Raw genomic sequence first — 21,397 nt, 5'->3', positions numbered from 1 at the left:
CGCGTTACACCAGTACTGCGCCCTGCGGGCCAGCTTGCAGTCTAAGTACATGATCCGCCAACACATCCGCCTCTTGGCTGTCATGTGTCACAAACAGCGTCGCGGGGCGGGTTTCGGCGATCAGCTCTTGTGTCAGGGTCAGCATGGTTTGCGCCGTCTTGGGGTCAAGCGAGACAAAGGGTTCATCCATGATCAACATCTCAGGGGTGCCAATAAAGGCGCGCGCCAGCGACAGGCGGCGTTGTTGGCCCAGTGACAACTGACCGGGGAACAATGCGGCCATCCCGCCCAAACCCACACGTTCAAGCATATCCAATGCACGGTCTTTGGACAGCTCGGGGTGAAAGATGCACAGGTTTTCTAGGGTCGACCGCCATGGCAGCAACGTTGGTTCTTGAAAGACAACTGCCTGATTGTCAGGCCGGGTGACGGACCCCTTAAAATCAGTATCAACGCCCGAAACAATGCGCAGCAGCGTCGATTTACCAATGCCCGACGGCCCGACCAACGCGACCGTCTGGCTTTGGGGAACATCGAAACGAATTGGCCCCAGAACCGGTGTCGCGCCGAAGAATTTCGACTGGATATCAACCTTGATCATGCGCGCCGCCATCTGCTGACATGCCGTTCAAGCGGTTGCAGGATCAGCCATTCGACCATCAGCATCACGCCAATGAAAGACAGCGCATAGACCAGCACCATCGCCACATCGAACAACTGGAAATACAGATGTATCTGGAACCCCACACCGGATGATCGGCCGAGGAACTCAACCACGAGTACGATCTTCCAGATCACCGCCACACCCGACCGCGCCGCCGCGGCAATGAACGGCGCAAGCTGCGGCAATAAAATATGCCGCATGCGGGCCCGCCACGACATGCGGTACACTTGGCCCAAGGCATCTAGCGCCGGATCACAGGCGCGCGCGCCCTCGCGCAATACCACGGCGACGTTGGGCACTTTGTTCAGGGTGACGGCGATGATTGCGGCCGCTTCGGTCAGGCCAATCCACAGATAGCACAGCACGATCAGCACCAGCGCAGGTAGGTTCAGAAAGATCACCAACCACGGGTCCAGCCACGCATTCAGCCGTGTAGAACGCCCCATCGCAAGGCCCAGCGAGACCCCTAAAATCATCGCAAGGCAAAACGCCCAGACCACACGCGACAGCGTCGCGCCCAAATGTCTAATCAACTCACCCGAGGCGAATTCCTGCTGCAAGGGCCCCAGCAACCCCCAAGGCGGCGGCAGAACCTGCACATCATTGGTCACAAGCGCGGCCACGCTCCACAAGGCCAACAAACCAAGGATCGAGAAAAGCGGCGTAAGGCGCGAGTGAGGGGGTTGCATCTTCGGTCAGTTTACGTCGGCGAACAGGCCGCTTGGCACCGACGTTGCCTTGCCCACCAGCTCGGCACCGCCAAGGGTGCCCATCAGCGTCAACATTTTATCGACAGCCGCTTGGTTCACCGGCGCACGTTCGGGAATGCCCGCAATCCAATCGGCCCTTAGCTGATCAAACTGCGCATCAGAATTGGCATTCATAATGGGCCGGATCGCATCCCAAGCCGCATCAGAGCTGGCCAGCAAATCCTTGGCGTCGCGACTGGCGTTGAAAAACGATTGGGCCAGACCGGGATGCTGCGCCAGAAAGCTATCCTTCATATAATACCCCAACAGCGGGGTATTGGCATCCAGACCAAGCGCGCCACCGGCCTCCTGAACGGAAATAAGCTCTCTCATCCCTGCCGCTTTGCTTTTGGCAAGGAAGTGCCAAAAATTGATCGCGCCAGCGTATTCACCCCCCATCGCCGTCTTAAAAATCAGCGGCGGCGCGCCAAAGACCTGCTCTGTCTCGGCCTTAAGGTCGGTGCCATATGCCTGCTGGGCATAGGCGCGCAGAATAAGCCATGATTTATCAAGCGGACCACCAGCGATGCCGATCTTGCCGCCCACCAGATCCTTGAGCGATGTGGCGCTGCTGTTTTGGGGCACCACAATCCCGCCCACCGCTTTTGAATAGGGGACAAAGACATAATCCTTGCCCGCCGCCCGTTGACGGGCGACCCAAATCCAATCGGCTACGGCCATATCGGCCGCATCGCCCTCGACCGCGATGCGCGTCGCGCCATTGTCGGCGAAAGGCTGCACCTCAAGAACAAACCCATGCTTTCTGTCCAACCCGTTCGCGGAAATCGTCGCCAGCTCCCAATTCACGGTCCCGATCTTAAGAACCGCAGCGCGGAGGGTTGGCAGGTCCTGCGCAAATGCGGGCAATGACAGCACGGCCACAAAGGCGCAGAAAAAGCGGATCAGTCGCATGGGGTTATCCTTTTCAATAGCGGGGCCTATTCTGCGCGGCGCGATACCTCGTTCAGGTCTTTGTCCAACATGATATCGAACTGAAGACCGCCTTTGCAGATCACGTCATCCAACTCGTAGCCTTCATCCTCGACCTCAATATCATCGGGATCCATCTGGCACTCGATCGACGCCAGATAGGCTTCGATCTTTGCCACGGTTCCGGCATCAATTTCGTCGCTGGCCAGCGCAGTCCCCGCGCAACAGACGGCTATCATCATAACAAGTTTTTTCATCTTACCCTCCCAGAGTATCATTGAATAGAAATGGTCACGGATTGGCTGTCGCCCCTGCTGCCAGGAATGCGCAGAACATGGTTGCCCGGCTTGATCGCGACAAAGGACAACTCGACCGTGCCTGCCTTGTCGAATTCAATACTGTCGATGGCCATCGGGCGAATTTCGATCTTGTTGATCACGATTTCATTCATCCAGATCGCCCGGAAAAAGCTGGGGCCTTCAACGGCCAGCTCGGCAGACCCATCTGCCGTGATCTCAAGCTTGTAATAGGCCCCGGATTGCAGCTGAACGTCTTCCCCCAACGGTTGGCCAGAGGCGAGCAACAGGTTGATCGTTTCACCCCGATTGCATTTCGCCAATAGTCCGGCAAAGCCCATATCATTACAAAGCGGTGCCGATATCGCCGGCCCGGCCAATGCGGCGAAAACCGCAGCTATCATTGTCTTTCTCATCGTTACTCTCCCCATTTTTAGCATTTGCACCCCTTTGGCAGGTCATTTCACCACCACGACGCCCCACGGCTGCTGACCCACTTGGACTGATTTGATGGCTTTTTCCTTGGCGACATCGATCACGGTAATATCGTTGGAATTGCCGTTGGTGGTCAGCAGGTATTTTTCGTCAGACGTAAACCCAAGCTGCCAAACCCGCTGGCCCACCAGAATATAATCCAGCACCTCCAACGTTTCGACATCGACCACCGCCACGCGGTTTGCAGGCCCCAACGCCACGAACAAGCGCCGCCCGTCCGAGGTGACCCGCGCGCCAACGGGTTGCAGCCACTCGTCCTGAACGCCTGCAACTTCAAAGGTGATCTTGCCCTTAACTGTCGGGGTTCCATCCTCGGCGATATCCATCACCGTTACGGTGCCGCCGATCTCGGACGTGACGAAAAGCAATTTGCCGTCCGCAGAATATTGCGCGTAACGCGGGCGCTGATCGACCAGCACGTTATGCTTGATCTTGTAGTCATCCGTCGAAATGAAATGCGCCATATTGGTGGTCTCGGATGTGTTCACCACGAACTTGCCATCCGGGCTTAGCCCCATGCCCTCTGGCTCTACACCGACAGGAACTTCAGCGATCACCGTACGGGTCTCTGTGTCGGTCACCGTCACCAGATTGTCGTCTTCATTCGCGATGTATAGCCGCTTGCCGCTTTGCTCGAGCACGAACAACTCAGGGTCAGGGCCCGAGGGCAGGCTTGGCAGTTCCTCATAGGTGTTTGCATCAAACACCCGCACCAAACTGTCGTCCGAGGCGCAGACATAAATCTTGGTTCCGTCAGGGCTGGCCGTGATCCCGCGCGGCCTGTTTCCGGCGAAAAACTCATGGACGACTTCCCATGTGGCTGTATCCACAACGCTGATCGTATTGCCGCGTTCATTCGACACAAAAGCCTTTTCTGCCATTGCAGGAAGGGCGGGCAGAAGGGCCAAAACCGTGGCTATAAAATGGTGTCTCAAAGCAAACTCCAATTAATTAAATGCGGTGCAGGCAGATTCAGGGCGATCCAGACCCAACGTATCAAGCGGGGAGGTCTGGTGCAGGAAGCCTTCTTGCGGGCTGACGCTGACGGTTATCGATCCGTCATACAAAAGGATCGGCTGGCGCAATTGACCGTTCCAATCGCGAAAGGTCACCTTTTGCCCCTTGAACGCGGCCAGCTCGAATTCATCCGAAATCACGTAGTCGCGTATAGCGCTCGGGTCGGCACTTGAGGTGCGGGTTACCGCCTCTCCGATGATCCGCAGGGCGAGCCAGACGTTGTAATCCTCGGGCTTGATATAACGCCCGGTCAATTCCTCGAAGCGGGTGTGAAACTGCGTGGCACCCCATGCCTCATGCGCACCATGAAATGTGACGGGGACCAACCCACCCGACCCCAAAACCGGGCGCGGCGTCCACAAATGATAGCTAAGGTAGCGGGCGAAATAATCCGTTTCATCGGCGGCAATCACAACGTCATGTTCTGCAGCACCTTGGGTGAACGCAGGCAATTGCCGCTGCACCAGCACATGGCCGGAATCCGTGCGCCGCGACCCGCCGGTATCCTCAAAAGACCGTTCTTCGGTGATCTTTGCACCGAACTTGCGGGCGGCTTTGCGGTAAGCATCTGCCAGCGCGATATCTTGCGGGTTTGACCCTGAAATCAGGAACCAGTTGCGCCATTTTTTCCAGACGGCGAACTGCGCCACCGTATCTGCCATCATGCCATGCGACGGCACCACGTGGAGCAGGTTGGCGCGGCACCCCTCGCTGCGCAGATCATTGTCAGGGGTGATCGCGTTGAACACCAGCGCCCCGTTTTGCGCGGCCTTGTCCGCAAGGCGCAGCAGATCATCTTTGCGCGCTGCGATCACGATCAGGTCGATGCCCTCGGCCAGTATATCATCCAATGCGCTATCAGCGTCCCCAGGCGGCACGGCGCGGGTCGTTGTTTCATATTTATGGCCCAGAAAACTGCCCGTGGTGCCGTTATCCTCATCCGCCAAAGCGGCCCCGGCAAAACCGATATCAGCGGGCCGCAAATCATAGCGGCTGATGGGCAGCAAGCTGGGGTAATCGACGCGCAGCACCGCCGCTTTTACGTCAACAGCGCTGGCCGCTTGGGTCGATAAAAATAGGGCAACTGCAGCTGCAAACAGCGTGTGAAGTTTCAAGACTAAGACCTCCCTCCCCGATCAATTTGTTTCGGTTTCTTGCACTACGCACTGATTGCACTGGCGCGTGAACCGATACTTTTGGCCGGGTTGTGACAATCAGCCTAACAGGGCCACGATAGACCTCGACTCTTATTTTTTAAGAACGGAGTTATGCGGCTGACCTTATGTTTTTATCCCCGTTGGGCGACGATGGTGACAACAACAGGTGCGCGGCATGCCCCATCGCCTGACGACCAGCTTTTAGTGGAGGAGCAGTAATGCAAAAGCGGAAATTCCTGATGATTTTGGCGGCGGCATCCCTGCTGCCTGCTGTGGCCCAAGCCCACGGCCCCACACGGCAAAAGGTCACCATAACCGCAGAGGTCGCCGCAGATCCCGCCACGGTCTGGGCCACCGTTGGAAATTTTCAGGACATGTCCTGGCATCCAGCCGTGCAGTCATCAGTCGGGGAAAACGGCAACGCCATTGATGCGACCCGCGTACTGACATTAGCCGCAGACGGCGACCCGACGATCTCTGAAATCCTGTATAAGTATAGCGATGAGAAGATGAGCTATTCCTACCGGATCACCGATGTACTGGTGGAGGTTTTGCCGGTGACGAATTATTCGTCGCACCTGACGGTCAAACCCCGCGACGGGGGCGGGTCGCTGGTCGAATGGCGCGGTGCCTTTTATCGCGGCTACCCCAACAATGACCCGCCGGAAAACCTGAACGACGCGGCGGCAATCGCAGCGGTGACCGGTGTCTATCAAACCGGCCTTGATGCACTGGTCGAGAAATTCGGTGCGCCTGCCAGGTAGATTGGTCGCTGCGGCGGGTTTCGCCCTTGCTGCAGCGCCAGCAATCGCCGGTGATCTGGCCTTTGTCACCTGCCAAAACGGCGACGGTGTCAGCGTGCTTGATTTGGACGCAGGCACGCAGATTTCACAGTGGTCCGTACCCGGAAAACCCGCTGGCGTCGCAGTGGCGGACGCGGTTGTTTTTACCGTCGCACCCGACAGCAAAACCGTGCGCCGTCATGCGGCAGCAACGGGCAAGGTCACGGCAGAAATCCAGCTGGAGGGCGGGCCAATTGGCGTCGCACATGATCCGGCGCGGGGCCGGGTGTTTGTGTCCGATTGGTACAACGCCCGCGTCTGGGTTCTGACGGCAAGCGATCTGTCGCATTTGGCTGACTTGCCCACCGGCGCAGCCCCCGCTGGGTTGGCCCTTTCAGACGACGGTCGCTTTCTTGCCTCTGCTGACCGGGATGCGGATCAGGTCTCGATCTTTGATGCGGATACCCTGACACTACATCGGCGCATTGATGTGGGCACCCGCCCCTTCGGCCTGCGCTTTGCACCGGATGGTCGGCTGTTTGTGGCGAATGTCGGCAGCCATGACGTCACGGTGATTGATCCGCAGGTGGATAGGGCTGTTACCACCTTTTCCGTGGGGGAACGGCCCTATGGCGTGGCCTTTGCCCAAGGTCGGGCCTTTGTCACCAATCAATATGCCGACACGGTCAGCGTCGTTGACACCAGCACGTATCAGACGCTCGCCACCCTGCCCTCCGGTGAATACCCCGAAGGGATCGACACAAGCACCGACGGCCAATCTATCATTGTCGCCAATTGGTTCGACAATTCAGTCACAATAATCGACGCAGTTACGCTTTCTGTGATAAAAGAGATCGAGACCTGCGATGGTCCCCGCGCGTTCGGGGAGTTTGTTCAGAGGGATTTCAGATGAAACGAATTGCTTTAACCGCTGCGTTAATATGTGCGACCGCGATGCCGGTCTTGGCAAGCAGTGAATCCTGGGATGCCATCAAAACCGAGCTATATGGCGAACGCGCGATATTGGACGGCGCGCAGTTCATCGCGATCGATGCGCCCTACCGCACACCTGACGATACACGCACCAATTTGGCGGCGCAGATTGTGGCACCACAGGGGGTGAACCTTGGCAAAGTCACCGTGGTTCTGGATGAAAACCCGATGCCGGTATCGGCCATCTTTGCGCTGAATACGCCACAGCCAAGTTTCTATTTTGACATCACCATGCGCGTAAACGGGCCAACCCCGCTGCGCGTGATTGCGGAAACCACCGACGGTCGGCTGTTTGTCAAAGAAACCTTTGTTAAGACATCTGGCACGGGGGCCTGCGCGGCCCCGCCCGGCACTGATCCTGAACTTGCGCTTGCCACACTGGGTCAGATGAACATCAGTGTCTCGAACAAAAAACCGGCTTTGGGCAGTGGTGCGCTGACCAGTCTGGCGTCGCGGCTGAACCGGATGGACGTGGATATTTCGCACCCGTCATTGTCTGGCATGCAGATGGACCAAATATCGCTTTTGTTTATTCCCATGCGCTATGTTGAAAAGGTCGAGATTGATTTGGACGGCGCGGGTTTTGTGGACATGACCGGGTCAATCTCATTGTCTGAAAACCCGCGTGTCGGGTTGGCCGTTCCGCAAAGCACCCGGTCTGTCGATGTCACCATGACCGATACAGACGGCACCGTCAGCACAGCGCACAAGGACCTTGCCGGTTTCTGATCACTGCGTTTGTGGCTGACCCGGTGCAGGGGTAATCGTTTCAAGCGGATAGCCCCATAGTGCCCAACCATCGGTGCCCTCAGGCAGCCAATAAACCGATGTGTATCCCCATTCGATGGCACGTTTGGCGGCGTTCCAGCTCATCCAGCAATCTTCGAGGCAAAAGAAAACAACCGGATGCGCCGTGTCGCCCTGTACCGCGCTCTCCAATCCCGTGCGAAAATAATCCTCTGTCACATCGGCGATGGCACCGTAGCCAACATTGGGCAGCCAGATCGCACCGGGGATGGAATGGCGCGGTTTGTCGCGCCAGATCGTGCCTTTGGGCAGGTTGCTTGGTTTGGGCGGTTGCGGCAGCACATCGACAAAGGCCGCATTGCCCGCGCGCCATATGTCATAGGCCTCTTCCGGGCCCACGACCGTCCCGCCGGACAGCACGCTGGGCACCGGGCTGCGATAGTGATCCATGCGGTAGTCTGAAGGTTCCGGCACCGGCTGCGCCATCACGCCGGTCTGAGGTACGATTGAAAGTATCGCGATTGCTAAAAATCGTTTCAATTCGAAACCTCTAAAACCTCCGTCCCAAGATCGCTCACCAACGGCACCCCGGCGTCATGAAGCAACGCGTTGATTTCATCCTGATTGCGCCGGATCAGTGAATTTAGCTTGCGCTGCCAGACTTTCTCGCCCTGACGCACACCCATGGTAATCCTGTAAAACAGGCGGGGCGGTAGCTGCTCTTTGATCAGGGGGATCACCTTGAAATCGGGATGATCCGAATGAACAAGCGGCCCGCCCAATGGTCCCCAAAGGATAGCCGCATCAATATCGCCGCTCTCCAGATCTGACAGCATGTCTTCGGCCGGGCTTTCGTGACGGCGGTCGACCACCAAATTATAAGGCTTGGCTTTGCCAATCAAACCGTTGCGCGCCATATGTGCCGATGGTGGCGTACCCGCAATAACGCCAATGCGGCGGCCGTTTAACGCCGGATCGGACAGCGTTTCCACCCCCGCCAGATCGCTGTCGTTGGGGACAATCAAAACGTAGACAGATGTGAAATAGTGGTTGGTATTCAGAACCAGCTCGTGACCCTGTGCATATGCAATCACCAGATCGCATTTCTTGGCCCCCAGCGAATTGCGGATAAAGCCCGTCGCCATCGGATACCATGTGTATTGCAGCGGCAGGTCCAGCTTGCTGGCGACAAGTTTCGCCAGATCGTTCTCAAACCCGGACTCATCCTTGGACGACATGGGATAGTTCGCCGGGTCCGCACAGACCCGCAACGCATTGCCGGACACCAGATCGGATGTTTGCGCCTGCACGGCATCAATATTGGTGACCCCGAAAACAAGGGTCACCCAAAGGGCTAAAAACCTATGACCCCAAGCAAGCATTTTCGGCTTCGCGAATTGCATCATGTTTGGGTTCTTTCTTGCGGGGTCTGCCCCGTGGCACAACCTCGGCACCGCGTGCCTTGAGGTAGACATAGATATCATCAAGATAGCACATCACGTTGGGGTTGTTACCAAAGGACGGCATCACCGAATTTTCCGCAGCACCAACGCGCGTGCGTCCATTCACGACGACGTCCACAAAATCATAGTAATCCATGTCGATGGCCGACGTCTTCAGCGCCGGGGCATAGGAAGACCCTTCGCCCTCGGGCCCGTGGCAGACATGGCATTCGGAATGATAGCGGCGAAAACCGGAATAGGTGGGCCAGTCGATGGTCCCATCTTCCTGAACGTTATACGTCGGCACATCATCTTCGGTAAAATACTTGCCGTCCTCGTTATAGACGGCAGTCAGGTTATCTATGTCCTGAGCAATGGCAGTTTGCGATATGCCCGCTGCAAGGAACAAGGCCAACAATCTTCCTGTGGTGTTCATTCGTCTCGCCTTTTTCATTTTGATGCAGGCGCGACCGCAAGGCCGCGCCCATCTAGTGTTTTGCTGTATCAGTCAGGCAGTGCGAACACTGTCAGCTGACCACCCAAGGCGGTGTAGTCGCTAAGAGCGGCATAACCACCCACAGCACCCAGACCGTCATTGGGGTTGGTCAGACCAGCCGCCAGACCGATGCCGGCCCAGCCGCCAACACCTGACAAGATGCCGATATACTGCTTACCACCATGCTCGTATGTCATCACGTTACCGATGATGCCCGACGGGGTTTTGAACTTGTACAGTTCCTCGCCGGTTTCCGCATGCACGGCTTTCAGATACCCTTCGAGGGTCCCGTAGAACACGATGTCACCAGCTGTTGCCATGGCACCAGACCAGACCGAGAACTGCTCGGGCAGGGACCATTTGATCTCGCCGTTTGTGTTGTCCCACGCGATGAAGTTACCCATGCCGCCGTGGCTGTCAGGGGCAGGATACATCGCCAATGTGGCACCCACATAAGGTTGACCGGCGGTATAGCTGACGCGGAATGGTTCATAGTCCATACACACGTGGTTGGTCGGCACATACATCAGCTCGGTCTTTGGCGAATAGGCCGCAGGTTGCTGATCCTTGGACCCAAGGGCCGCAGGACAGATACCGGTCGAGTTGACGTCTTCGCCGTTCTGCTCGGTCGAGTATTGGGCAACAACCGCAGGACGACCATAGGTATCCGAGCTTGGATCCATATCAACGCCTGTGGTCCAGTTGACAGCCGGGTCAAACTTCTCGGCTACCAGCAGCTCGCCTGATACGCGGTCCATGGTATAGCCCAGACCGTTGCGGTCAAAGTGGGTCAAGAGCTTGCGCTCCACGCCATCAATTTCCTGCTCCGAAAGGATCATTTCGTTGATGCCGTCAAAGTCCCATTCGTCATGCGGGGTCATCTGATAGAACCACTTGGCCACGCCTGTATCGATATCGCGGGCCATGATTGTCATCGACCAACGGTTATCACCAGGACGTTGGGCAGGGTTCCATGTCGACGGGTTACCGGTGCCATAATAGAACAGGTTCTCGTCCATATCAGCCGAGTACCAGCCCCACGTGGTGCCGCCACCGATCATCCATTGATCGCCTTCCCAGGTGTTTGTGCCCGAGTTTTCGCCAATAGGCTGACCCAGATGCGTGGTGTTGACCGGATCAACAAGGATGTCGCTGTCTGGTCCCATCGAATAGGCACGCCATTCTTGTGCGCCTGTTTCCATGTTGTACGCTGTCACCGACCCGCGCACACCAAACTCACCACCCGAAATGCCGACAATGATTTTGTCTTTGACGGGCAGAACCGTGGCAGTGTTGGTTTCGCCAATCGCCGCGTCACCGTTTTGAACTTCCCAAACGACATCGCCGTTATTGGCATCAAGTGCCACAACCTTGGTGTCCGCCTGATGCAAGAAGATCTTGCCGTTTGCATATGCCACACCGCGGTTCACGGTATCACAACACATGACCGGGATAACGTCCGGATCCTGCTTGGGTTCGTATTTCCAAACGATCTTGCCTTCGTCGGCAAGGTTCAGTGCGTAAACGATATTCGGAAACGGTGTGTGGACATACATCATATCCCCGATCACCAGCGGCGAACCTTCGTGTCCGCGCAAAACACCGGTGGAGAATGTCCACGCAACCTGCAAATCGTCAACGTTGTCAGCGTTGATTTCATCAAGTTCCGAGTAGCGTTGGTTTTTATAGTCGCCGGTTTGAATAGCCCACTGAGCAGAGTTGCTCATCTGGGTCATCAGATCGTCGTTTGCAGATGCCATACCGGCAACACAAACGGCAATCCCGGCCGTTAAAAGCGATAGCCTTTTCATCAAAGTACCTCCCTAGTATGCGGCGGTATTGCCGCTAAATGACGTCCGGTCCCAACACAGGGAAAGACATCAGTTCTTCTCCGTTCGCCCTAATTGAGCCTGGGCAATACGAGGAAATTCTGTCCTCACGATCCTCCGTCTTCAAAGGTCGCGAGATACGCAATTATGTTCAATCGATCAGCTTCCTTGCGCAGCCCTGCAAAGGACATCTTGGTCCCTTTGGCGTAGGTGCGCGGTTTTTCAAGAAACGCCGCCAGTTCTTCGGCGGTCCAGGTTTTCCCGGCTTCGCCCATGTCGGTCAGAACAGAAGAATATTTAAAATCCGGCACAGCCGCGACGCTGCGGTCCACGATCCCGTTCAGGACCGGACCCACCTTGTTCTCGGCCTCCGCCCCCACGGCGTGGCAGGCCTTGCACTTGCGGAAAACCTTTTCACCGGCTTTCGCATCGCCAGCAACGTCGGCAAATGCCCCAAAGGGGAGCATCGTCAAAAGGGTAACAGCAACAATTCTTTTCAACATATCAAGCCTTTCTGGGCCTTTCATTATTCAACTAGTTCAGTCGTCCGGCGTGCCATGCCACATGGTCACCGGCAAAACTGTTCACAAAGAAATACGAATGGTCGTACCCCTGCTGGATGCGGACCTGTCCGGGTTGCCGACGGCGGGCCATCATGTTTGCCAGTGCCTCGGGTTTCAGCAGGTCAAGGAACTGATCTCGCGATCCTTGGTCCACCAACATGTCACCCTTCCAACCATGCTCCTCCAGCAGCAGGGTCGCATCGTATTCTGCCCAAGTGCTTTCATCGTCGCCCAGATACGCGCTGAGTTGCTTGCGACCCCAATCGGATTGGGTCGGATGCGCGATCGGCGCAAAGGCCGACAGGGATTCAAACAAATCGGCGTTGCGAATGGCGATTGTGATCGCGCCAAGACCGCCCATCGAATGACCTGTAATGCCATGGCGGTCCTGCAACGGAAGGTTCGACATCACGACCGACCGCAGCTCGCTCACGATATAGTCGTACATCCTATAGTGGCTTTTCCACGGATCGCGGGTCGCATTGACGTAAAACCCCGCGCCTTGCCCCAAATCGTACGATTCATCGTCGCTGACGCCGGCCCCGCGTGGCGATGTGTCGGGAAAGATCACCGCCAACCCATGTTTTGCAGCGTGCTCTTGAAAACCCGCCTTGGTCATCGCGTTTTCATGGGTGCAGGACAGACCACTAAGATACCATAAAACCGGCACGGGGCCAAATTCGGCCTGCGGCGGCAGATAGGCCGCGAACGTCATCTCGCATCCGCAGGTGTTCGACGGGTGCTTGAACACTTTCTGCCGCCCCCCAAAACTCCGGTTTTCCGAGATCAGCTCCATCGTCTTCAAAACTCCACGACGGCGCGGATTGATTTGCCTTGGTGCATCAGCTCGAAGCCGTGGTTGATTTCGTCCAGCGTCAGTTTGTGGGTGATCATCGGGTCGATCTCGATCTTGCCGTTCATGTACCAATCCACGATTTTGGGCACGTCAGTGCGGCCCTTGGCCCCGCCAAATGCGGTCCCCCGCCAGACGCGGCCGGTGACCAGTTGAAACGGTCGGGTCGAGATTTCGGCACCTGCGGGTGCGACCCCGATGATGATGCTTTCACCCCAGCCTTTATGGGCCGCCTCAAGCGCCTGGCGCATCACCTTGGTGTTGCCCGTGGCGTCGAAGGTGTAATCCGCACCGCCCTTGGTCAGTTCCACCAGATGGGCCACCATGTCGCCGTCAACTTTGGAGGGGTTCACGAAATCGGTCATGCCGAAATAGCGACCGGTTTCTTCCTTGTCGTCGTTCAGATCGACGCCGACGATTTGATCCGCGCCAGCCAGACGCAGCCCTTGGATCACGTTCAGGCCAATGCCGCCCAGCCCAAAGACCACGCAGCGCGCGCCGATTTCGACTTTGGCGGTGTTGATCACCGCGCCAATGCCCGTGGTGACGCCGCAGCCGATATAGCAAATCTTGTCAAACGGCGCGTCCTTGCGGACCTTGGCCAGCGCGATTTCAGGCACAACCGTATGGTTGGCAAAGGTCGAGCAGCCCATGTAATGGTGGATCGGCGTGCCATCGAGCATCGAAAACCGCGTGGTGCCATCGGGCAGCAGACCTTGGCCTTGGGTGACGCGAATGGCTTGGCAGAGGTTGGTTTTACCCGACAGGCAATATTCGCATTCGCGGCATTCAGGGGTGTAAAGCGGGATCACGTGATCGCCGACCTCAAGCGTGGTCACGCCCTCGCCGATCTCCATGACGATGCCTGCGCCCTCGTGGCCCAGAATGGCGGGAAAGATCCCTTCGGGATCATCGCCCGAGCGGGTGAATTCATCGGTGTGACACAGGCCCGTGGCCTTCATCTCAACCAAAACCTCGCCCCGCTTGGGACCCTCAAGGTTCACCTCCATGACCTCAAGCGGTTTACCCGCCTCAACAGCTACTGCCGCTCGTGTTCTCATCCAGAATCCCCCCAGCATTCATGGCATTGGCTGCCAGATTTACGTTTGTATCAGTATGGTGACCGCCCGATTTGCAAATCAACTAGGACAATGGTGGGTATTGGGTGCAGTGGACTTGCACGCGATGCTTGGCCATAGTTGCAGTATAAATTCGGGGGCCATAATGACCTTGTTCAAGCACCTCACGTTATCGGTTCTTCTGATGGTGCCGGCCCTTCCGGGGTTGGCTGCCGATTTTTCGGATCCGACATGGCCTTGTGTGCAGCGCAAGGTTGAAACGCTATCCTTGGGGTTGATGTGGCCCTTTCCGGTTGATCCTGAATCCATGCCCGAAGACCCCAAAACCCGCGCCGAGATCGACGATCTGGCAAGCCGTTTGTCCTTGCGACGGGTCGATCTGGACGAGGCAAAGCCGCAGGTTGATGCCTTTGCCAAGGCGCATGACGGCGATCCTGAACTGCTAGGGTTGGTATTTTCCCGCGCGTTTGAAACGCTTTCGAAGCGCAGAACACGAATCATTGGCGGCATTGGCGACTTTTCCCTAAGCCAGATTGCGCTGGCCAAGAAAATCGACACCGCCCGCGCCGAGATGGATGCGATCATGGCCAAGTCAGAGCCTGATTATGATCGCGTCGACGCGTTGGAAGAACAACTGGATTGGGACCAGATCATTTACACGGATCGGCAGCGCAGCATTCAGTATATCTGCGAAACACCGGTTCTGCTGGAACGCCGTTTGTTCAGCATCGCGCAGATGTTGCAACAGGTCGCGGCGGACTAGGGTTAACGCCGCGCGGTCAGTCCCATTCCAGCTCGGTAAAGGCCCCTGTTGCATTGCGCGGGTTATAGGCCTCGAACAGCTCCCAATGCGCGGACTCTCCCTGCGCGATTGTCTCAACCGCATCGCCCAATCTGGCACCGGCTTCAATCGCGGCACGTGTATCTGTCTCCAGCACGCGCAGGTACCGTGTCATCGCCTCCAACCCGTCTGGCCAATCCAGCGCAGGGCCGCCATGCCCCGGTATCAGCCTGGCCAATTCCATCTTTTGCAGCTCTGTCAGCACCGCTTGCCAGCCCATCAGGCTGCCATCCAGCGCGGGCGTGTGTCTGTGGAAAATCAGGTCACCCGCAAACAACGTCTGTGTGTTCGTATCCAACACGGTCAGATCAGCGGCCGTATGCGCCAAGGGCCACGCCCGCAGCTTTAGCACGCGACCGCCCAGATCAATGTCCAGCCTGTCTTGGACCAGCACATCTATCGGTACGGTTTGCGTTCCCAGAAATTGCGCGGGTCCGATCAAACGGTTCAGACTTTCAAGGTAGTTGCCTTGTCGATCAGAAAGCGCACGCGGCAGGTTGGCGTGGCCAATGATCTGCGCCCCAGCAGCGGCAAAAGGGGCCGCCCCAAGGGCATGATCGGGGTGCATATGGGTTAGCACGACATGGGTCACCCGGCGATCAGTGCGTCGCCTGATGGCACGCCACAAAGCCTCCCCCATCCAGCGCGCTGTGCCAGTATCAACCACGGCGACGCTATTTTCGCCAATGACAAATCCCAGATTGGCCACGTCGCCACGGTTGGTTGGGTTCGGCTCTTCGATTAGCCCCATATGCACAAAGACACCTTCGGTCATCTCTGTGACATCCAATGCCTTTCCCACAGGTTTGCAGGTAGGTTCCCCCAGAATGCCAAGGCCATCAAAGCTGGCCAAGGACGGCGCGGATGCGGCAAGCGATGCGGTGCAAGCCGCGCGGGTTGCGGCCTCGTGACCCGGCAAAAGCTGATCGCGGCAAGGCCCGTCGCTTAGCGTCAGACACAGCGATACAACGGCTTCAAACACATGTATTCCCCCCTGCTCATCTGAAACTCCAACGGGCGCAGCGTAACACCCATAATACCCCCGACCATCGTTTCACACGAAAACGTGACACCCAATCAGCCTTAGGTATCGATATATTTTTCACGCAAAATATGCGATAAACTTGCTGATTGGATGCCGAAGGAGACTGCAATGCTCTTTAAACTGACAATCGCGGCTGCGATGGCCACGCTGTTTGCGGGCCCTGTTTGGGCGACTGATACGGCGCAAAACCCGCTCCAAGCCAGCGCGACGTGGGATGATCTTAGGGGGGATGTCGTCGGCGATGCCCTGTTGGAAAATGCCGATGGCCTGCTAAGCATCGACGCGCCTTACCGCGCGCACGATGCAGCCACCGTGCCCATTGTTCTCAAACAGTTGGACCCCGCCGCGACCATTTCCACCGCAACTGTGGTGATTGACGAAAACCCCGCGCCTGTTGCGGCGGTGTTCGGTTTTGGCAAAGATATGGGCGTGCTGGATTTCGAAATGCGGGTGCGTGTGAACCAGTATTCCAACATCAGGGTGATCGCTGAAACGCAAGACGGTCTTTATATGACAGGCCGCTATGTCAAAGCGTCGGGTGGCTGTTCGGCACCCGCTACCAAAGACCCGCAAGCCGCGCTTGCTGGTATGGGTGCGATGAAGCTGCGCCAGTTCGCGGGCGATGGCGTTCAGATGTCGACCCCACGCCGCGAAGCGCAGATTATGATCCGTCACCCCAATTATTCAGGGCTGCAGCGCGACCAGATCACACAGCTGTTCATTCCCGCACATTTCATTGACCATATGGAGGTCTGGCAGGGCGACGCATTGCTGTTCACCATGGATGGCGGCATTTCAATCTCGGAAAATCCGGTGTTCCGTTTTGCCTATAACGACAACGGGTCGACCGCATTGACGGTCAAAGCGACAGACACCGAAGGCAACATGTTCGAGACTGTATTGCCCAAAGCCGTCAGCGGGTGATCAGGCCATCAAAAACAGACAATCTCGGCCTCGGCTTGGGCGCGTCGCATATCAGCGACCAAATGCTCAGCCATTGAGGCGCTTTTGAAAAACGACATCCGTTCGCCCCCCACCCGGCGCATCGACAACACGGTCTCGGCTTGAAGGTATTTTGCATAAGGCAGGATCGACGCGATTTCATCAATTGAACAGGCGCAGCGATCCAGCATTTCGCGGGTCTGCCCGTTCGTCACCATACAAGCGAACACATAATCCGCCCGCGCGGCTGTGGGATAATCGTTCAACCGGTCCGCCACCGATTGCGCTGACACAGCAGTGGCTAGGGTGGAACAGGCTACGGCAAAGGCGCAAATCAGCCGCTTCATTGCGCGTCCTCAAGATGGTCGAACAACAGTTCTGACCGAAATAAGTCACCGCCCGCAGCCTCGGCAACAAGGCTTAGGTACCAGCCCGGCACCTCGTCGGACATGGTCACGCGCAGCTCAAGATCGCCAAAGCCCTTCATCCTGTCTTGGTTCTTGTCGCCCTCAAAGGGGTAAAGCCGAATGGTCTGAGTTTTGATAACGCGTCCGTCAAACCGGGCTTCGCCGACTTCAACATCAGACGGTTGAATCAACGCCTCTTTGACACGGTTGCGAATATAAAAAGGGCTGCCGCCAGCAGATTCTGCCATATCCCGCACAACGGCTTCGTAGAAATACATGATCATCGGGTTGCCCACACTGGCCGGGAATGTTCCCAGCACACGATGTTTGCCATCTTGCTGGAACTCGAGCATCGCCATCGTGGCCTGCCCCTCGCGAAAGCTAAGCGCGATGTCGCCCGTGTCACGGGCAGCAAATTCGGGGTTCAACGCGTTTTCAACAACACGGCGATACACCAGTGCCTCATCCCGGTTGATGTCATCCAAGGTGCCGTTGCGGAACAGCATGTCATAGGTTTGATCGCCGCCCAGCGGGGCCGCCACACCGCCCCCCGCGATACAGATCGCAAAAATCCCAGCGGCCAAGGTTTTGATGATCATTGTTGTATCCTCTCGTGGTCAACTGTGCGGGGCTTGTGCATCACTGTCACCTTCGACTTTTGTCTATACTTGCTGTCTGGCCTACCCCGACATGTCCGCAGGGAGCTTGTTTGACCGGATTCTCCATTCGATCAGCCCCCGAAGGCGCAGCAAATCCGCCGGTTTGGTCATGACTGATATGTCGTTTTGCTCTCCGGTGCGTCTGACAGATTCGCTGCGATCTGCAGTCACCAAAATCGCAGGGACCTGGACACCCGTCATCGCGCGGATCTCGGAAATTGCATGAATGCCGGTATCTGCGTCATCCAACTGATAGTCAGCCAGAATAATATCGGGGGCCATTCCCATGTCCTGGACAAACTCCACCGCCTGACGGGTTGAACTGGCGGACAGAACGCTTGCCCCCCACTGTTGAAGCCACTGGGTCGTGCCATACAAAACATCCGCGTCATTCTCGATCACCACCACGATGTGATCCACTGATTCCGCCTCAAGCTCGCGAACGGGGATATGCTGCGTCGCGACGGGCGCGGCGTCGTGCACGATGTCCATCTCGATGCTGAACACGGAGCCAAGGCCGGGCTTGGACCGCACGCTTAGACGGTGACCCAGCAACCGGCACGCGCGATCCACCACCGACAGACCCAGCCCAACACCCGACCCGATCGGTACGTTTTCAGCGCGGGTAAATTCGTCAAAAATGCGCGCTTGGTCCCTGCGACGGATACCGATCCCGGTATCCCACACCTCAAGCACGATCTTGTCACCCTTGCGTCGGCACCCAAACAACACGCGGCCGCCGACATTGGTGTATTGTATGGCGTTCACCACAAGGTTCTGCACCGATCGCAGTAAATACACCGGATCAGAGCGCACGAAAACCGAACTGGGCACCACATCCAGTTGTACTGATTTCTGTTCGGCCAGCAGCATCTGGTCCGATTTGACCCCCATCATGATGGTGCCAAGGTTCACATCGCTGGCTGACACCGTATCAGGGTCTGCGCTTTCCAATCGCGATATATCCAGCAACGAATGCAACAGATATTCTGCCGACGCAAACGCGCCGCCCAACCGTTCGACCATGGGCAGGAACCGGGTCTCTCGGGTGGTTTCCTCTAGGGTGGAAATCAGCAATTTCGCGGCATTGATCGGCTGAAGCAAATCATGGCTCGCCGCCGCAAGAAACCGCGTTTTCGAAGATACCGCAGCTTCGGCACGTTCTTTCGAGATGCGCAATTCCTCTTCGACGCGTGCTTTCTCTTCGTATTGCGCGGTCAGCTTTTCATTGGCACGGGTCAATTCTGCGGTGCGCTCCATCACCCGGTTTTCCAACAGCTCGGTCGACCGCGCCTCAAGGGTGACGTCTTTCAGTTCAACCAGAAAATGGCCGTCTGGCAAAACGTTGGCATAGACATCCAGAACCCGCCCGCCGCCATGCAGTAAACGACGGCTTAGCGAGCCTTTGCTCACCATCTCTTGCTGCCACGCTTCCATCTGCGTCAGCACGCTGTCTTCGATCAGGTTGCGATGGGTCATATAACCCAGCAGCGACTGCACCGGCGTGCCCGGTTGCAAAGCAGATAATGGAACACCCAGAATATCGCCAAAGCGCCCGTTGTGCATCATCACCTGCCCCTCGGCAGAAAAGGTGCAAACGCCCGCGCTCATGTTTTGGAAAACCGCCTGAAGGTAGTCTTCTTGCTGGTCTATCAGGTGTTCTTTTTCGCGCCGGTTGTGCTGCACCAGCGCGGTGATTTCCGTCAGCAACAGCACCGTATTCTCGGGCGAAGTTTTTTGCACGCTCAGCTGATACCAACGGTCGCGCAGCAGCTCAGCCACGATGGACACCGCCGGATCGGATGCGCCTGCGTCTTCCAAATCCTTACAGACATTCACCAGCTTGCGGTTTGTCGACACCAGAAAACGGCTGGTCGCCATCAAGTCAAAGTACAGCTTCAGCTCAAGCTGCGGCACGACCATGCTGGAAACATCAGGTAGCAGTTCCTTGAACAGCTCGTTGCAGATGTTCAACCGGCCATCGGTGAACAGCGCAAAGCCTTCCTCCATCGAGGCCAACGCCTCCACCAGTGCCTTGCGCGTGCGTTCGCGTTCATATCGTGCGCTTTCCAGTTCCAGCGTTTGGGCCGCGACCTGCTGTTGCAGATCAATCGCAGACTGAAACGCGCGGTAGGCAGAAGGCCCCACATCTTTTTGCTGACTGGCGCGGCGCACCAACGCATCAATGATTTTTGACTGCCTTTTCACCTGCTCCGGCAACGGAGCCTGAGGATCAATCATGGTCAAAAGAATGTCCTCTCATCTGGTCCGAAAAAGGCCACGCCGACAAGGGTCTGGTTCATGTGCACACCACAGTGCTGTTCGCCGTAGGTGTTGAACCCGAACAGACGCGCGTCAGCTAGTATTTCCGACACGGCCCCACCTAGTTGCTTTTGTTCGATCTCAAGCTTGCGCAGCACGCAATCGAACCCAAGGATGAAATCCGGGCGCTGGCCACGTCGGTCACGGATATCCAACCCCGTTTTAAGCGTCTTGGTGATCTCTTGACCCAGTCCCAGCGTCATGATCAGCCCGTCATCAATGGCCGCCAGAAACGACAACGCGCCATCCTCGTCTGCATCTGAAATGGCGCGCACATAGTGATTGCCGTTGTATTGGATCAACAACGGGTTCTCCGCGAAAATCTCGGGCGACAGATCTTTGACCGAACTGCCGACCAACCGCGCATATTCCTGCGCCGCCGGTGCGCCGTTGATCTCGAACACTTTGCGTTGTTCGGGGTCGGCATCGGTGACAATGATATGCGATCCGGCAGGCAGGAAATGATCAAACCCGACCCCTTGGAAAGGCAAATCCGTTTCCACCAACAACAACACCGCCGCGTCGCTCAGGGCGTTTCCCTTGTGCAACACAAAGGTTTTTTCAAACAACAAACCGTCACCAGCCGACCCGCCAAAAATCGGCAGATCGGTCAGCACGGTTTCCAGTGTCGAACTTAGAATGTCCTCTTGTTTGGACAGCCCGTCGGTGAAAATCAGCCCCAACCGATGCCATCCCGCCGTGTGCTGAAAACGTTGATCGGCGCGCTGCGCTTGGGCCGCCACATCGGTCGATGACAGCGGGTTCATGGGTTCGAACAAAACCGAAGAGCAGCGGAAATGACTTTTGGGGAAGGCCATCAATAACAGCGCGTCGGTCTCGTATCCTTGGGTGGTGATCTGGCCCGCCGTCGAACAACCAAAGACCGGCAAGCCGTGCAGCGCGTCATCCAAAACCGATGCAACGACCTGGCAATCCAGACGACCCGGAACGAAACACAAAACAAAACAGGTCGCAGAGTTTTTGATCTGCGCGGCCGCCTCGCGGGCGGCTTCTTCTGCATCTGCGGCGCGCGAAACCGCAACCCGAACGCAGGTTGGTTCGGTTTGCTCGGGGTGCGTGTGCAGCATG

At 56.9% G+C, this 21,397-nt stretch carries 24 protein-coding genes; 5 read left to right on the top strand and 19 right to left on the bottom strand.

Annotated features, from left to right (window positions below):
* Positions 1-4 precede the first annotated feature (4 nt).
* From AADJ11_RS02525 to AADJ11_RS02495, 7 genes are read right to left on the bottom strand one after another with little or no spacing between them, the layout of a single operon-like run.
* Positions 5-601, bottom strand: coding sequence for an ABC transporter ATP-binding protein (locus AADJ11_RS02525; protein WP_341232981.1), 597 nt, complete (start codon positions 599-601; stop codon positions 5-7).
* Positions 598-1,353 (bottom strand): ABC transporter permease, encoded by a 756-nt coding sequence (locus AADJ11_RS02520; protein WP_341232980.1) that lies wholly within the window; start codon positions 1,351-1,353, stop codon positions 598-600. Before AADJ11_RS02520 ends, AADJ11_RS02525 begins: the two co-directional genes overlap by 4 nt.
* Before the next feature lie 6 nt (positions 1,354-1,359).
* Positions 1,360-2,325, bottom strand: coding sequence for an ABC transporter substrate-binding protein (locus AADJ11_RS02515; RefSeq protein ID WP_341232979.1), 966 nt, complete (start codon positions 2,323-2,325; stop codon positions 1,360-1,362).
* A gap of 26 nt (positions 2,326-2,351) precedes the next feature.
* Entirely contained in the window at positions 2,352-2,600 is a 249-nt protein-coding gene (locus tag AADJ11_RS02510; RefSeq protein WP_341232978.1) for a PepSY domain-containing protein, read from the bottom strand.
* Positions 2,601-2,617: 17 nt separating this feature from the next.
* Complete coding sequence (locus AADJ11_RS02505) at positions 2,618-3,055, bottom strand: hypothetical protein (protein ID WP_341232977.1); 438 nt, start codon at positions 3,053-3,055, stop codon at positions 2,618-2,620.
* Between the two features lie 42 nt (positions 3,056-3,097).
* Entirely contained in the window at positions 3,098-4,069 is a 972-nt protein-coding gene (locus tag AADJ11_RS02500; protein WP_341232976.1) for a YVTN family beta-propeller repeat protein, read from the bottom strand.
* A gap of 12 nt (positions 4,070-4,081) precedes the next feature.
* Complete coding sequence (locus tag AADJ11_RS02495; protein ID WP_341232975.1) at positions 4,082-5,266, bottom strand: ABC transporter substrate-binding protein; 1,185 nt, start codon at positions 5,264-5,266, stop codon at positions 4,082-4,084.
* Between the two features lie 260 nt (positions 5,267-5,526).
* Between AADJ11_RS02495 and AADJ11_RS02490 the strand changes: the two genes are divergently transcribed.
* The 3 genes from AADJ11_RS02490 to AADJ11_RS02480 are packed head-to-tail and all read left to right on the top strand — an operon-like array spanning position 5,527 to position 7,812.
* Positions 5,527-6,072, top strand: a complete 546-nt coding sequence (locus AADJ11_RS02490) for an SRPBCC family protein (protein WP_341232974.1) — start codon at positions 5,527-5,529, stop codon at positions 6,070-6,072.
* A complete protein-coding gene (locus AADJ11_RS02485) occupies positions 6,014-7,003 on the top strand; it encodes a YncE family protein (protein WP_341232973.1) in 990 nt (329 codons plus the stop codon). Before AADJ11_RS02490 ends, AADJ11_RS02485 begins: the two co-directional genes overlap by 59 nt.
* Entirely contained in the window at positions 7,000-7,812 is an 813-nt protein-coding gene (locus AADJ11_RS02480) for a quinoprotein dehydrogenase-associated SoxYZ-like carrier (protein ID WP_341232972.1), read from the top strand. Before AADJ11_RS02485 ends, AADJ11_RS02480 begins: the two co-directional genes overlap by 4 nt.
* Here the strand turns inward: AADJ11_RS02480 and AADJ11_RS02475 are convergent, their stop codons facing one another.
* The 7 genes from AADJ11_RS02475 to AADJ11_RS02445 all read right to left on the bottom strand — a co-directional run bounded on the left by AADJ11_RS02475 (position 7,813) and on the right by AADJ11_RS02445 (position 14,074).
* Positions 7,813-8,316, bottom strand: a complete 504-nt coding sequence (locus AADJ11_RS02475; RefSeq protein WP_341233653.1) for a PQQ-dependent catabolism-associated CXXCW motif protein — start codon at positions 8,314-8,316, stop codon at positions 7,813-7,815.
* A 50-nt stretch (positions 8,317-8,366) separates the two neighbouring features.
* Complete coding sequence (locus AADJ11_RS02470) at positions 8,367-9,212, bottom strand: substrate-binding domain-containing protein (RefSeq protein WP_341233652.1); 846 nt, start codon at positions 9,210-9,212, stop codon at positions 8,367-8,369.
* A complete protein-coding gene (locus AADJ11_RS02465) occupies positions 9,193-9,708 on the bottom strand; it encodes a c-type cytochrome, methanol metabolism-related (protein ID WP_341232971.1) in 516 nt (171 codons plus the stop codon). The genes AADJ11_RS02470 and AADJ11_RS02465 overlap by 20 nt, the downstream gene beginning before the upstream one ends.
* A 68-nt stretch (positions 9,709-9,776) precedes the next feature.
* The gene (locus AADJ11_RS02460) at positions 9,777-11,579 is read right to left on the bottom strand and encodes a methanol/ethanol family PQQ-dependent dehydrogenase (RefSeq protein WP_341232970.1); all 1,803 of its coding nucleotides are present in this window, start codon (positions 11,577-11,579) and stop codon (positions 9,777-9,779) included.
* Positions 11,580-11,704: 125 nt separating this feature from the next.
* Positions 11,705-12,100 (bottom strand): cytochrome c family protein, encoded by a 396-nt coding sequence (locus tag AADJ11_RS02455; protein ID WP_341232969.1) that lies wholly within the window; start codon positions 12,098-12,100, stop codon positions 11,705-11,707.
* A 31-nt stretch (positions 12,101-12,131) separates the two neighbouring features.
* Complete coding sequence (fghA, locus tag AADJ11_RS02450; RefSeq protein WP_341232968.1) at positions 12,132-12,956, bottom strand: S-formylglutathione hydrolase; 825 nt, start codon at positions 12,954-12,956, stop codon at positions 12,132-12,134.
* Positions 12,957-12,961: 5 nt separating this feature from the next.
* Positions 12,962-14,074 carry an S-(hydroxymethyl)glutathione dehydrogenase/class III alcohol dehydrogenase gene (locus AADJ11_RS02445; RefSeq protein WP_341232967.1) on the bottom strand — a complete coding sequence of 371 codons (1,113 nt, stop codon included), beginning with the start codon at positions 14,072-14,074 and terminating at the stop codon, positions 12,962-12,964.
* A 163-nt stretch (positions 14,075-14,237) separates the two neighbouring features.
* Here AADJ11_RS02445 and AADJ11_RS02440 point away from each other — a divergent pair, with 163 nt between their 5' ends.
* Positions 14,238-14,855 (top strand): hypothetical protein, encoded by a 618-nt coding sequence (locus AADJ11_RS02440; protein WP_341232966.1) that lies wholly within the window; start codon positions 14,238-14,240, stop codon positions 14,853-14,855.
* A gap of 16 nt (positions 14,856-14,871) precedes the next feature.
* Here the strand turns inward: AADJ11_RS02440 and AADJ11_RS02435 are convergent, their stop codons facing one another.
* Positions 14,872-15,915: a quinoprotein relay system zinc metallohydrolase 2 gene (locus tag AADJ11_RS02435; protein WP_341232965.1), complete on the bottom strand. Its 1,044-nt coding sequence runs from the start codon at positions 15,913-15,915 to the stop codon at positions 14,872-14,874.
* A 171-nt stretch (positions 15,916-16,086) separates the two neighbouring features.
* Between AADJ11_RS02435 and AADJ11_RS02430 the strand changes: the two genes are divergently transcribed.
* On the top strand, positions 16,087-16,902 hold the full coding sequence (locus AADJ11_RS02430; protein ID WP_341232964.1) for a quinoprotein dehydrogenase-associated SoxYZ-like carrier: 816 nt from the start codon (positions 16,087-16,089) through the stop codon (positions 16,900-16,902).
* Positions 16,903-16,910: 8 nt separating this feature from the next.
* On the opposite strand, the gene AADJ11_RS02425 is transcribed toward AADJ11_RS02430, so the two are convergent.
* The 4 genes from AADJ11_RS02425 to AADJ11_RS02410 form a co-directional block, all read right to left on the bottom strand.
* Positions 16,911-17,267 (bottom strand): hypothetical protein, encoded by a 357-nt coding sequence (locus tag AADJ11_RS02425; protein WP_341232963.1) that lies wholly within the window; start codon positions 17,265-17,267, stop codon positions 16,911-16,913.
* Positions 17,264-17,926: a hypothetical protein gene (locus AADJ11_RS02420; protein ID WP_341232962.1), complete on the bottom strand. Its 663-nt coding sequence runs from the start codon at positions 17,924-17,926 to the stop codon at positions 17,264-17,266. The genes AADJ11_RS02425 and AADJ11_RS02420 overlap by 4 nt, the downstream gene beginning before the upstream one ends.
* Before the next feature lie 81 nt (positions 17,927-18,007).
* Positions 18,008-20,227 carry a PAS-domain containing protein gene (locus AADJ11_RS02415; protein ID WP_341233651.1) on the bottom strand — a complete coding sequence of 740 codons (2,220 nt, stop codon included), beginning with the start codon at positions 20,225-20,227 and terminating at the stop codon, positions 18,008-18,010.
* A 2-nt stretch (positions 20,228-20,229) separates the two neighbouring features.
* The gene (locus tag AADJ11_RS02410) at positions 20,230-21,396 is read right to left on the bottom strand and encodes an FIST N-terminal domain-containing protein (RefSeq protein ID WP_341232961.1); all 1,167 of its coding nucleotides are present in this window, start codon (positions 21,394-21,396) and stop codon (positions 20,230-20,232) included.
* Position 21,397: the final 1 nt, after the last annotated feature.

The sequence above is a fragment of the uncultured Sulfitobacter sp. genome, assembly GCF_964021855.1.
GTDB lineage: Bacteria > Pseudomonadota > Alphaproteobacteria > Rhodobacterales > Rhodobacteraceae > Sulfitobacter.
The sequence above is the reverse complement of the archived record's forward strand: the minus strand, read 5'-3'. Positions and strand labels throughout refer to the sequence as shown.